The 12660-nt window shown below is 42.7% G+C and carries 9 protein-coding genes; all 9 read right to left on the reverse strand.

What is annotated here, in order from left to right; all coding sequences use genetic code 11:
• Positions 1-55: 55 nt before the first annotated feature.
• The 9 genes from SP90_RS06300 to SP90_RS16950 all read right to left on the reverse strand — a co-directional run bounded on the left by SP90_RS06300 (position 56) and on the right by SP90_RS16950 (position 12599).
• Positions 56-3169: a multidrug efflux RND transporter permease subunit gene (locus tag SP90_RS06300; RefSeq protein WP_066853712.1), complete on the reverse strand. Its 3114-nt coding sequence runs from the start codon at positions 3167-3169 to the stop codon at positions 56-58.
• A 24-nt stretch (positions 3170-3193) separates the two neighbouring features.
• On the reverse strand, positions 3194-4369 hold the full coding sequence (locus SP90_RS06305; RefSeq protein WP_082936321.1) for an efflux RND transporter periplasmic adaptor subunit: 1176 nt from the start codon (positions 4367-4369) through the stop codon (positions 3194-3196).
• A gap of 185 nt (positions 4370-4554) precedes the next feature.
• Positions 4555-6492 carry an ABC transporter permease gene (locus tag SP90_RS06310; protein ID WP_066853716.1) on the reverse strand — a complete coding sequence of 646 codons (1938 nt, stop codon included), beginning with the start codon at positions 6490-6492 and terminating at the stop codon, positions 4555-4557.
• A 17-nt stretch (positions 6493-6509) separates the two neighbouring features.
• The gene (locus SP90_RS06315) at positions 6510-7706 is read right to left on the reverse strand and encodes an efflux RND transporter periplasmic adaptor subunit (protein ID WP_197498768.1); all 1197 of its coding nucleotides are present in this window, start codon (positions 7704-7706) and stop codon (positions 6510-6512) included.
• Between the two features lie 20 nt (positions 7707-7726).
• On the reverse strand, positions 7727-9427 hold the full coding sequence (locus tag SP90_RS06320) for an ABC transporter ATP-binding protein (protein WP_066853718.1): 1701 nt from the start codon (positions 9425-9427) through the stop codon (positions 7727-7729).
• Between the two features lie 99 nt (positions 9428-9526).
• Positions 9527-9784: a hypothetical protein gene (locus tag SP90_RS06325; protein WP_066853720.1), complete on the reverse strand. Its 258-nt coding sequence runs from the start codon at positions 9782-9784 to the stop codon at positions 9527-9529.
• A 20-nt stretch (positions 9785-9804) separates the two neighbouring features.
• On the reverse strand, positions 9805-10917 hold the full coding sequence (locus SP90_RS06330; RefSeq protein WP_066853722.1) for a TIGR04066 family peptide maturation system protein: 1113 nt from the start codon (positions 10915-10917) through the stop codon (positions 9805-9807).
• Between the two features lie 3 nt (positions 10918-10920).
• Positions 10921-12360 carry a Cys-rich peptide radical SAM maturase CcpM gene (gene ccpM, locus SP90_RS06335; protein ID WP_082936324.1) on the reverse strand — a complete coding sequence of 480 codons (1440 nt, stop codon included), beginning with the start codon at positions 12358-12360 and terminating at the stop codon, positions 10921-10923.
• Positions 12361-12452: 92 nt separating this feature from the next.
• The gene (locus tag SP90_RS16950) at positions 12453-12599 is read right to left on the reverse strand and encodes a CLI_3235 family bacteriocin precursor (protein ID WP_407920033.1); all 147 of its coding nucleotides are present in this window, start codon (positions 12597-12599) and stop codon (positions 12453-12455) included.
• Positions 12600-12660 lie beyond the last annotated feature (61 nt).

Genomic DNA, 12660 nt, shown 5'->3' on the forward strand with positions numbered 1-12660 from the left:
ATTCTCGTATTAAAGATTGATGAAGGCAGGGATCCCCCTGCCTTCACCAGAACTATCATTTAAGGTCAGAGTCTTTTTTCTTGCGCTTTAACGATAAGACCCACACAAAAAATACAGGCGTAAGGAGTATACCAAGCGTTGTAGCACTCAACATTCCTCCAATAACTCCCACACCTAATGCCCGCTGGCTGGCTGCCCCTGCACCATGAGCAACTGCCAGCGGAATAACGCCAAGAATAAACGCCAGAGAAGTCATTACAATAGGACGAAAACGCAGTCGTGCACTTTTAATTGCAGCTTCTCGCGGAGAATCACCCTCCTCGTAATAGCTCTTTGCCACCTCAACAATTAGCACTGCGTTTTTTGCAGCAAGCCCGATGATTGTAATCAGTCCAACTTTAAAAAACACATCGTTAGACATATTCAAACCTAAGGAGGCAACAACAGCGCCTAACGCACCCAACGGCACAATCAGCATTACTGAAAGTGGAATAGACCAACTTTCATAGAGCGCAACAAGAAGTAGAAACACCACTGCAAGCGCCAAGCTAAATAACAAAGGAGCCTGAGCTCCTGCTGCTTTTTCCTGATATGAAAGTCCTGTCCATTCATACCCGACAGATCCCGGGAGAGTATCAACAATTCGTTCGAGTTCTGCCATGACTTCACCGGAACTATGCCCCGGCGCAGCTCCTCCGGTTATTTTAAGCGCATTATACCCATTATACCGGACAAGCTGGGCAGGCCCTACCTTCCATTTCAAGTTCACAATCGATGTAAGCGGAACCTGATCACCTTTGGCATTAGGAACATATACGCGAACTAATTCATCAGGACTTTTACGGCTTTTTCCATCTGCTTGCACAATAACTCGTTGTAAGCGTCCGGCACTCACATAATCCGTCACCATACTTGATCCATAGTATGCTGAGATAACGCTGTTGACAGAGTCAAAGCTAACCCCGAGGGCTTCAGCTTTTTCACGGTCAATATCAATCACAAGCTGAGGGCCATCCGGCATACCATCAATCATCGCATACGCAATGGCAGGGGAACTGTTTACCTTGCTAATGAAGAGCGCTGCAAGTTCATTGAACTTATCTCGACTCAACTTTCCTTTATTCTGCAAGCGGAACGCAAAGCCGCCTGTTTCTCCGAGCCCATCGATTGGCGCAGGCGCTACAGCAAATACGCTCCCATCAGTTGTGTCCGAGAATGCTGCATTAAACTTGCCCACCACATCCTGAACAGATTCCCCTTCACCACGTACAGACCAGTCTTTCATAGCAGGCATAAGCATTGCTGCGTTTTCACCTTCACCGGAAAAACTAAATCCGATAACAGACATTGCGCCCTTCACCGCAGGTACTGTTCCAAAGTAATTGTGTATCTTTTGTATCAATGAATCTGTTCGTAAATAGGTTGCCCCGGCTGGAAGCTGAACGCTTACAACAAAGTTTCCCTGATCTTCTTCTGGCACAAAAGATGCCGGAAGCTGCATGTACGAATACCCAAGGATTGCTATCAGCCCCGCATAAATAGCCATGTAGCGCCAAGTACGCTTTGTGACTGATGTCGTTACATTTTGATAGTTATTTTCAAGCTTACTGAACCGATTATTAAACCAGTTAAAAAATCCTTTTTTCTGCTCACGTGAACCTTTTTCCACCGGCTTCAAGATTGTTGCACATAAAGCAGGCGTCATTGTCAGCGCAAGAAATCCTGAAAAAAGAATTGATACGGCGATGGAAACAGCAAATTGCCGATAAATAATCCCTACAGAACCACCCATAAACGCAAGTGGCAAAAATACAGCAGATAATACTGCTGTAATACCAACAATTGCACCGGATATTTGCTGCATTGCCTTGATTGTCGCTTCTCGCGGAGGAAGCCCGGTCTCTTCCATTATTCGTTCTACGTTTTCAACGACGACAATAGCATCATCAACTAGAATGCCGATTGCCAGCACCATTCCGAACATGGTCATCATGTTTACAGAAAATCCCAGAAACGACATTACCCCAAAGGTTCCCAGAATACATACAGGAACGACAAGCGTCGGGATAATCGTATAACGAATGTTCTGCAAAAAAAGGAAGATAACAATAAAAACAAGGATAATTGCTTCGAACAACGTGTGGATAACTTTTTCAATGGCAACAGTAACAAACTTAGAGGTATCCAGCGGAATTACCATTTCCATGTTCGCCGGAAGAACACTGCTAAGTTCCTGAAGCTTACTTTTAACACCCTGTACCGTACCCAGCGCATTAGCACCTGACGCTAACTGGACTGCAGTTGCCGCAACTGGCAGACCGTCCATGCTTGATACAAAGCTGTACGATTCAGGCCCGATTTCAATACGAGCTACATCAGCAAGATGTACGGAAGAACCATCCTGATTTGCTTTCAGTAAAATTTTACCAAATTCTTCTGGTGAATTGAGCATTCCCTGAACAATAAACGGTGCGGTAAACTCCTGATCAACCGCAGGACGGCTACCAAAACTTCCTGCGGCGACCTGTACGTTTTGACTCTTAATTGCAGTTGTTACGTCAACAATAGAGAGACCGTAGCTCAATAACTGTTGGGGATTCACCCACACGCGCATGGCACTTTTTGCTGCAAAGAACTGCAGCTTCCCTACCCCGTCTACACGACGAATTTCATCATTTACGGTAGTAGCCAAAAAATCAGCAAGTTTTTGAGGGTCGCTGTTCTCAGCCCCTTTCTTATACCGAACACCGTAGATCATTAAAAAACCAGAGCTGGCCTGTTCTACTGTTACACCTTGGTCTTTCACAGCTTGCGGCAAACGTGCTTCAGCTTTTTTTAAGCGGTTCTGCACATCAACCTGAGCCATCTCAGGATCTGTTCCCGGCTTAAATGTTACTGTTATCTGTGCTGCACCTGTCGCGTTACTGGAAGATTCATAATAAAGCAGATTGCTTGCTCCATTAAGTTCTTCTTCAATAAGGCTGACAACGGTGTCATTAATCGTTTTTGCTGATGCACCAGGGTATGTAATCATCAACTGTAACTGAGGAGGTGCCACCTGAGGAAACTTTTCTACCGCCATATTAGGAATGGTCAGCACTCCAAGCATGGCAATAAAAATTGCAATAACCCAAGCAAAGTTCGGGCGATTAATAAAAAAACGAGACATATATGTTATCCTGAAATAATAAACTTACAAAGATGCATTAACGCTTGAAGAGGGAGTGGCAGAGTTTTGTGCATGTTCTTTTACAACCACCTGCATACCGGACTGGAGATTGCTTCCGCCTTCGACAACAACCGTTTCTCCTTCCTGCAGTCCTTCCAGAACCTGCCATTTGTTACTACGCATTTGCCCTGTTTTTATACTACGCTTCTGAACTGTTTGATTTTTGGTCAACACAAACACGTATGGTGCTCCACTGGCATCCAGTTGAATAGCACTTTGAGGTAAAAAAGTGGTCTGAAGTGCAGTACCTACTGCAATTTTCACGCGAACATACATTCCCGGTAAAAGCATGCGATCTGGATTCTGAAAAAGCCCGCGCAGAGAAACCTGACCTGTGCCTTTATCCACTGTCACATCGGAAAAAAGTAACGTGCCGTGTGCTGTGTAATTAATTTCTTTCAAACTTACAGTAAGCTCTGAGCTTGAATTTGAATCTTCAGCCTGCTGAACCATAGCTTTCAGAGCAAGATACTCTGTAACAGGCTGACTCATATCGACGTAAATGGTGTCCAGCTGCTGAATGGTTGTTAAATGAGTTGCTTCACCCTGCCCAACGAGTGCTCCCTCTGTAACTAACGCACGACCAATCCTGCCAGCGATAGGGGCAGTCACAGTGGTGTAGCTTAATTTCAACTTGGCAGCATCCACCGCAGCTTGTGCTGCTTGCAACGTTGCTTGTGCTGTTTTGAAATTGGCAAACGCAGTATCATATTTTTGGCGACTGACCGACTTTGTCTTCAACAGAGACCGGTACCGCTCTGCTTGCTGCTTTACATCAAATAAATTTGCTTTGGCCTTACTCAATTCTGCTTCGGCTTGCACAAGTGCTGCCTTAAACTCAGCAGCTTCAATATGAAACAAGGCCTGCCCAGCCGTCACCTCCTGCCCTTCCTGAAAGTCTCTCGATAAAACCAATCCGGACACACGAGCACGCACCTGAGCAACCCGACGAGCCGAAACGCGTCCCGGCAACTCAATGGTTTCTTCAAAATTGCTCATTGCAACAGTACTTGTTTTAACAATCGGCTTAGGAGCCTCCACATTTTCGATTTCTGTCGACGAGGCTTGATTGCAACCTGAAAGAGTAAAAGTAAGAGTTAGTATGGCCATCCATTGAATGACTTGTTGTATATACCGCATATAAGCACCTGCATTAACATAGCGTTGTTGGTTATTAAGTAGAAAACAGGAAGCTTGATAACAGATGCATTCTTAAAAAAATATTAATCAGGAGAATTCAGGATAAAAAAAGACGCCCTGCACTATGGCAAGGCGTCATACTCTCATAATGAACCCATCGGTATGTATCTACATAAAGCTATTCGCTATTCATATCGCAAAGCAGTAACCGGTTGTAATTTGGACGCTCGGATAGCCGGTATTATTCCTGAAATAAAACCTATGACCGTAGCGCAAGCAAAAGCACAGGCAATAATCCACACAGAATACGTCAAAGGTGAGCGCAACATCACTGTTGCATACAACGTATTTGCTCCAAAAGCAGAAATAACTCCCAGAGCACCACCGATAAAGCACAGCATAATCGCCTCGGTAAGAAACTGCATACATATTTGCTGCCGTCGAGCTCCAAGAGCCATACAAACCCCGATCTCTCTAGTTCGCTCTGCCACGGATACAAACATTATATTCATTACGCCCACTCCACCCACCAGCAAGGATACAAACGAAATGCATTGCATTAATAAAGATAACGTATTGGCTGAGCGCCTCACTGTTTTCTGAAGCTGATCAGAATTAAAAATAAAAAAGTCTTTTTTCATACCATGCGCACGCACAAGCAATGAAGTTATCTGCTTTTCTGCAGACTGGGCAGCAACATCCGGTTTCAACTGCACGGTCATGAATGATATTGGAGCTGTTCCTGTAATTTTATGCTGCATGGTTGAATGCGGAACCCAAACCATAAGAGAATCCGAAGCAAGAAAAGGAGTTCTCTGTTCTTGAGCAACGCCAATAATGCGTAACGGCACTCCGGCAAAAAAGAGAACATGCCCAACGATTTTTTCATTAAAAGGAAATAGCACTTTTCTTGCTTCGGCTCCAATAATCACAACCGATGCTGAACCTGCAACCTCTTTGCCTGTAAATAGTCTTCCTGTTTCTAAATTAATTTTCTGCGCCTCAAAGTAGGATGTATTAACACCGATTATTTCTCCGCCAGCTTCATACCCACGACTGACCAACCTGCCAGTCTGCTTCATAACCGGTGAGACGCCCAAGACATAGTTTTGTCGAGATAATCTTTGCGAATCCCGAAGTGTCAAACAATTCTTCTGCCAATGCTTCAGGCTTCCGAATCCTTCACCGGGAAAAATTGTCAGAACATTACTACCTAGATTTTGTAAATCCTCTACAATTTGCTTCTCTGACGCCTCTCCTAAAGCCATCACAAAAACAAAAGAAGCAATTCCAATCAAAATACTGAGGCAGGTTAATATGGAGCGTATCCGATGAGCCTTAATTGCCCGCAGCGCCATCATGTAGACCTCAAAAACGAAATGTCGCCAATGAACCATTGAAGAAAAAACAGATCTACCGGCTGCAGAACGCTCTCTTGCTTCTGCATGCGTTTGTTCTTCAACTATCTTACCATCTGATATCTGTATTACCCTGTCCGCGCTTTGAGCGAGCACAGTATCATGAGTAACCAGAACCACTGTACGCCCTTGCTTATTCAAGGAGCGAAGTGTCTCAATTACACGAGCGCCATTTTTTGAATCAAGCGCGCCTGTAGGCTCATCAGCCAAAATAATCTTTGCACCATTGAATAAGGCTCTGGCTATACACACCCGCTGTTGTTGTCCGCCCGAAAGCTCATGAGGACTACTCTGGCTTTTTTCTAACACCCCTAACTGTGAAAGTAGCTCGCTACTGAGTGCTCTCCGTTTAGCGCGTGGCATTCCGCTGTATACGCCGGGCAACGAAACATTGTCTTGTACCGACAATGCATCCAGTAATAAGTACTGCTGGAAAATAAACCCGAAACTTGTGCTCCGCACTGCAGCTTGCTCAGCTGAAGTAAGAGAAAAGATGTCCCTGTCACCCAGTAGATACGAACCAGAATCCGGCACATCCAGGCACCCCAATAAATTCAATAAGGATGATTTTCCTGAACCAGACTGCCCAATAATAGCAATAAACTCTCCATCTTCAATATCCAGAGATATATTCTGTAAGATAGGAATCTTTTCTCCGCCAGATTCAACTACTTTTGTCACGTTGCGTAACGAAATGATCGGCATAAGATTCTCACGTGCAACTAAAAAGAAAAGGGGGTGGGTAACGATTCGTCAGGAATACTCTGCGAGACCACAATTGCATCCCCTTCAGAAACATTCGAGAGCACTTCCACAACCATTTCATTTGCTACCCCAGTCTGTATTTCCTTTTTTACAGGAATTCCGTTCTCAAGAATTCTCAAAAAGCTTTTACCTCTTTCGTACGCCACAGCATCCAGCGGAACTTTAATGACACCATTAACTGTTGCAATACAGATACTATGTTTTGTCGTCATACCAAGCTTCAACTTTCCATCTATATTTTCAACAAACAGCCGTGCATAATAATAAACCGCATTACCATTCGAAGCTTTTTTTTGCGGTTGCGTTTCACTCACATCTGTTGGAGCAGGATCAATTGAACGCACATATGCAATGGTGAACGGCTCTGCATCTGATATTGTTGAAACAGTCACAGGCGCTCCCGGTCGAACTCGTGCAATGTCTGCTTCAGATATTTTTAGTTTAATTTCCATCTGCGCTAAATCAGCAAGCTGGACAATTGTCGGAGTCTGCTGAGCTGCATTCACAGTTTGTCCTGCCTTTACGGGCATGGAGACAACAGTTCCGGAAATAGGAGCAGTTATCCTTGTATACGCCACATCATCTTCAGCCTTTTTCACTGAAATTTGGGTTTGTCGTATTACAGCACGCAACTCAGCTATTTTAGCATGCGCGCGCGCCACAGCATTCTGTGCTTTTTGATATTGCTCGGTTGATGTCGCATCTTGATTCAGCAGTTGAATCTGTCGAGTATAATTCTGCTTCGCCTCTATTAAGGACACCTCACTGGCTGTAAGCTGTGCCGTATACTTGTCCAGCATTGCCTTTTGTATCTCCAGTGCGTTTCGCTGAGGTGTCGAATCTATTTCAGCCAGCATGTCACCACGCCTTACGGCCTGTCCTAACACAACATAGATTTTTTTTATCTGCCCCGAAACTTGAGCACCGACAGTTACCAGCTCAGCCGCAGTCACTTCTCCAGTGCAAACTATTTGCTGCTCTATGCTTCCTCTCACTGCTGGTTCGGTGATATACTGAATACCGGCACTGCGGTAGCTTTCCTGTGAATATCCATAGGTACTGCACACAATACCCACAATGAATACTAAAAGTAATACGATGCGTGAAAACACTGCTCTTTTCCAAGGTCGCCATGCAAAAATTCTATCAGTCACTATTTTCATCCCAATGCCCGCTAGCCTGCAGCGACAAAAGATCCGGTTTCGGCCACAGTAGTGGCTTCGTATGACTGATGCATCCGAACCTTACAATCACGTCCTACTTCCAGTATGTAATCAAAATGGGTAAGCAACTTCATATCATGCACTATCATTATGACCGTTTTATCTTTCAATTCATCATGTAGTACCCCAAACAGATTACGAGCAGCTTCTGAATCCATATTTGAAGTTATCTCATCAAATAAAAACCATTCAGTATTGCGAAGTAGCGCCCGAGCAAAAAGAATCTTTTGACGTTGCCCGCTAGATATCTGTTTTCCATTCTCTCCAACAATATCATCAAAAGCTAAGTCTCTGAGCCCAGCACGCGCCAGAGCATCATTTATATTCTTTGCCTCGCACAAACTGCCCATGCATACATTTTCTTCAACAGTACGGTTTAATAAAAAGCTATCTTGCCCTACAGCAGCAAAGGCAGCTCTATACTTTTGCAAATCAAAGGATGCAGCAGTAATGCCGTTAATTAAAACTTGCCCTTCATCAGGGACTGCCAAACGCTCTATCAACGTAAATAGTGTAGATTTACCAGAACCGTTTGCTCCTATGACAGCTACCTTATCTCCCTTTTGAACAACAAAATTAGCCTTATTCAAGACCCTGTTCTCTCCATATGAAAAGGAAACATTCTTGAATTCAACACTGTTAATTTGTTCTACCGGTGCACTGCCTGAAAACTCTTGAGCCTGTCTGGTGTGATCTAACAATTGAAAATAACGAGTTGCTGACGGAATGATACCGGAAAACATGAACTTAAGATTCAACGTAGCGGAAATAGGTTCCAACACTTGCATGCTGTAACTAATAAAAGCAAACAGGCTGCCAAGAGTCAGCGTTTTATCAAGAATGAAGTACGCCCCTACCAGCAGTAACAAGACTTCCATACTGTGCATCAAAAAAACTTCTGAACACAGATTCATGCTTTGCAAGATATTCAATTGACGTTGAGAGTCTGCAACGCCAAAGACATGCCCAGCAACCTCTTGTTGCATTTTTTTTTGAAGACCGAATAACCTGACATCTCGTATCGCGTTAAGGGCATCACCAAACCAATGACCAAACACTGTGTTTTTTTCCAACAACTGCCCCATCTTCTTTTCACGCTGATCAGAAAAAAAACGTACCGTGAAGTACTTGAGAGGAAAAAACAAAAAAACAAGCAGTGAAAGGCGATAGTCAATAATGAACAAGCCTGCGATTCCTCCTAAGCACGAGACCAGTTGAGTTATTACAAAGAACACAGTGTTATCACATACTTTGTTGATATTCCCGATATCAACATTCAAATCATTCAGCAGTTCTGCGCTATTTCTATCTTTAAAGTATGCAATATCAACAAGAAGATAACTGTTAAAAACATTTTCAACTAAGCTCTGATGCACCCCCGATGCAATGTCAGCACGCAAAAACTCCTTCAATACCTCCGCTATAGAGCTCACCAAAAATACGCCAAACATAGCCGCAACAATCATTACGACAGTATTGAAATTATGTTTCATCACCCCTTCATCAATGAGTATCTTATTTAGCAAAGGATAACTTATTGACGCAGCAGTAAAAATTAAAAGACAAAATAAAATGCAGGCTATCTTTTTTTTATATGGAACAAATAACTTCAGTAATTGTATAAATATTTTGTTTTGATTTTTTATAAACATATACAATAATCTCCAAACAGTACCAGAATGCAGTGCCATATACACCGCTGATGCCTATCAGCACTGCATTCATCATTAAAAGCACATGTAAATACACTGCTATGGCAGCTTATTTCTGATTATTTCTGAAAGCCCATCGAGTGTATAAAATTTTTTGCTTTGAATATCTGGAGTAAGGGAGATGGAATATTTTTTTTCCAGTTCAAAAAAGATGTACACTACATCACTGGCACATAGCTGCACGCTCTTTCCAAAAAAATTATCCTTCTCAAAACCGTTTTTAATTAAATCAATACCAAATTTATCTTCAAACAATGCATTGATCACGTTTCGAATATTCTGGAATCTACTTTCCATAGCGTACCATCTCCTGTTTGCTACAATGTCATTGTATCTGCATATGAGGCCAGTTGGTCGATAACGTCAGTAAATAGTTTTTCCCGCTCTAGACGACTTACAACAGGAGTAGCAACATGAGGGAACGTTCTTGAAGCAAGTGCTGCTTCATCAAGGAGTAACATAGGAAGATCCTCATCCTGTTCCTGCCCCGAGAAGGTTGTCGCTATATTGTCAACTACGTAACCTGTAGTCTCAATGCTGAACTTTGCATTCAACAGCGGGGTCAGGTTATCAAAGTACTCTGCAGAGTATTCAGCACAAAGGGTGCAGACGATACTTGCATCCGGTGTAATCCCTTGAGTAATTTCAAACGCAGTTATTCCAAATCGATTTGTGATTCGGTTTGTTGTGGGCAACATCCCCCCGGGAACACCTATAAGAATAACATCAGGAGACTCTCGAAGCTCTATCTGCTTTACATAATTATTGAAAAGAATAATCTTTTCCTCTTCAGTAAACTCCTTGCTGAACATAAAACCCGGTGCAGAATGAGCACCAAGAAGTTCGCCGTACTCACGGGATGTAATGAGCGATACCGAGTAGCCCTGTGAGACTAAATAATCTTCAAACGCAAGCTGAGTTGCAAATTTACTCACCAACTCAATCAACCCAAAGATCATGACCACAGGGGCATGAATATCGTGCAGGGCAATAGTATTTTCGACCGCGTGCTTTGCCAGTCTGACATGGTCAGCCCGTTTATTTGCAATCTCAAAGCGTACCGAATTGATATCGGCTAACTCTGAAAGCATCTGGATCTCTTCGTCTGTCAACTCTACTGTGCAGACAATATGTTTTCCTTGTTCTATGGCCAGCCTCATACAAGGAAGCAGATGTTCTTCTTTAGATAGCGGCAAATCTGACTGTGCTACCAATACGGTTTCACACTCTGAAAGAGCTGCTTCAAAGTCATCCGTCACTATGATTCCCACAGGAGTGGCCAAACCGGCTGCACCGGCATCCTTTCCACTCAATCCCCATCCAGACGGTGACACAAGAGAGCAAAATTCGTACTTCTCTACTTTGTCAGCAAACTGAAGTACTGGAAGAAATTGGCGATCATAAGGATATACAAGTGTTTTCTGTCTCATTACCTACCCCCAAGCCTGCAATGACGGTGTTTCATTTTCAAAAACATATCCATATTCCAGCAACGTGCAGTAGTCGCGTAACATCTCATCTGTCAGGTGTTTCACATTGCGACATTCCTCAAGCCGCTTTTTGGAAGAAAGAGAATCTATATCATCTGCGATAGCAACACACTGGTGACAATGCACAAACGCCCAGCACTGCCTACAGGCACTCTGCGTTAACAGACCGATATTCAAAAGTTTTGAAACTTGCTGAATATCAAACCCGCTATCAATATGCCCAATACAGGTATTTTTTGAGGTTTCACTTACCCTTTCACACGGATAAAGCTCACCATCTACATTAAGAAAAAGTTTTGTGGCTCCGGGCACACATGGCCCTCCGGGGTGGGAAATGGAAGGAAGTGATTGATAATGCTGGCGCAAGGAATACATACGAGTCTGTATTTGTTCAAATTTCTCCAATAAAATTGTCGAAATCTTTTCCCCGTCATTTTTTCCTAACTTATAGAGCAACAGCAAAAATTTTGAGGTTTCTTCATCAATAAAGAAGCTTTCTGGAACTATTATTTCATCTTTTTTGTACTGAACGGATAGGAGACTTGCTGTAACTTGAGCACCTTCTAACTCTGCACTTGTTACAAAAAAATTATTCGAACAAGAGTTGCCTTGAGTAGGATCAATTACTGCATTGAAAATAATGCGGCTATACAATTCGGGGGACTCTCTTTTTATTTTTTGCAATCCTTCCATGATTGCATCAAAAGTACCCTTGCCTGTTGCTGCGAATACTCTATTTCGGTCATGAATATCTTTTGAACCATCAAGGCTAATCATGACAGAAAAATCGTTTTCTAATAAAAATTCTATATTTTCATCAGTAAAAAGAGTGCCGTTTGTTGTAACATTAAAAGACAACGCTTTTCCTGCAGCCCTCTCTTTAGCGTATCTGACGATTTTTTTCATCAAACCAAAGGCTAACAAAGGTTCTCCCCCATAAAAGCCAATTGGAATCCTCGAAAGATCAGCGGAGCGCTCCAGCACAAAATCTATGCCTTTCTTTGCCATTTCAAAAGACATCTGTTTTCCGCTATGCTCTCTACTCTGATAGTTACCTGAATATACGCAATACTTACAACGAAGATTACATTGCTGTGTAACTTGAAGGGTAATCCCCTCCACTCTACGCTCAAGAATTTCACTCAGTATTGTAGTATAGTGATGTTCTATGCGTTGGACTGGGGATTGGCATAGATATCCATCCGAATGCAACTTCACCAATCTTTGTTTATCAGCTTCAGTCAATACTGCTTCATTTTTATCTTTGAAAAAGTAGTAAATACTATTGGAAACCTTCACGATGCTATTTCTATTACCATCAAACAAATAACACTGTTGAGGTGTGCGGAAAGGATGCACCATTGCTTTCAAAATATTCTGCATAGAGAGTGCTCTTCTGTAAGAGTTAGAATCAGCTTTAAAACAAAAGAAAGGGTAGCTAAGACGAACAGCGTTTTAGCTACCCTTTGAACTAATTAATGGTAGGTAGCAGAGCTACGCACTGAGTAAGTAGTTCTGTAACGGGAGTAGGCTACAAAGCAGTAGCAAGAAGAGCAGTAGCAAGAGCCGTATGCAGAAACAGTACTATTCACCTTCTGATTTTTCTTAAAGAGCTTTTTCATGTTTCATCCTTTTGTTTAATTTTTACTTGTTGAAACCGATTTCGACCTCACAATATAAGAC

Origin of the sequence: Halodesulfovibrio spirochaetisodalis, from assembly GCF_001672295.1 — a bacterium.
GTDB lineage: Bacteria > Desulfobacterota > Desulfovibrionia > Desulfovibrionales > Desulfovibrionaceae > Halodesulfovibrio > Halodesulfovibrio spirochaetisodalis.

Excerpts from the sequence above, each read along its gene's own strand:
- SP90_RS06310 (WP_066853716.1), bottom strand. The coding sequence starts at position 6,492 with ATGCCGATCATTTCGTTACGCAACGTGACAAAAGTAGTTGAATCTGGC.
- SP90_RS06305 (WP_082936321.1), bottom strand. The coding sequence starts at position 4,369 with ATGCGGTATATACAACAAGTCATTCAATGGATGGCCATACTAACTCTT.
- SP90_RS06320 (WP_066853718.1), bottom strand. The coding sequence starts at position 9,427 with ATGTTTATAAAAAATCAAAACAAAATATTTATACAATTACTGAAGTTA.
- SP90_RS06300 (WP_066853712.1), bottom strand. The coding sequence starts at position 3,169 with ATGTCTCGTTTTTTTATTAATCGCCCGAACTTTGCTTGGGTTATTGCA.
- ccpM (WP_082936324.1), bottom strand. The coding sequence starts at position 12,360 with ATGCAGAATATTTTGAAAGCAATGGTGCATCCTTTCCGCACACCTCAA.
- SP90_RS06330 (WP_066853722.1), bottom strand. The coding sequence starts at position 10,917 with ATGAGACAGAAAACACTTGTATATCCTTATGATCGCCAATTTCTTCCA.
- SP90_RS06325 (WP_066853720.1), bottom strand. The coding sequence starts at position 9,784 with ATGGAAAGTAGATTCCAGAATATTCGAAACGTGATCAATGCATTGTTT.
- SP90_RS16950 (WP_407920033.1), bottom strand. The coding sequence starts at position 12,599 with ATGAAAAAGCTCTTTAAGAAAAATCAGAAGGTGAATAGTACTGTTTCT.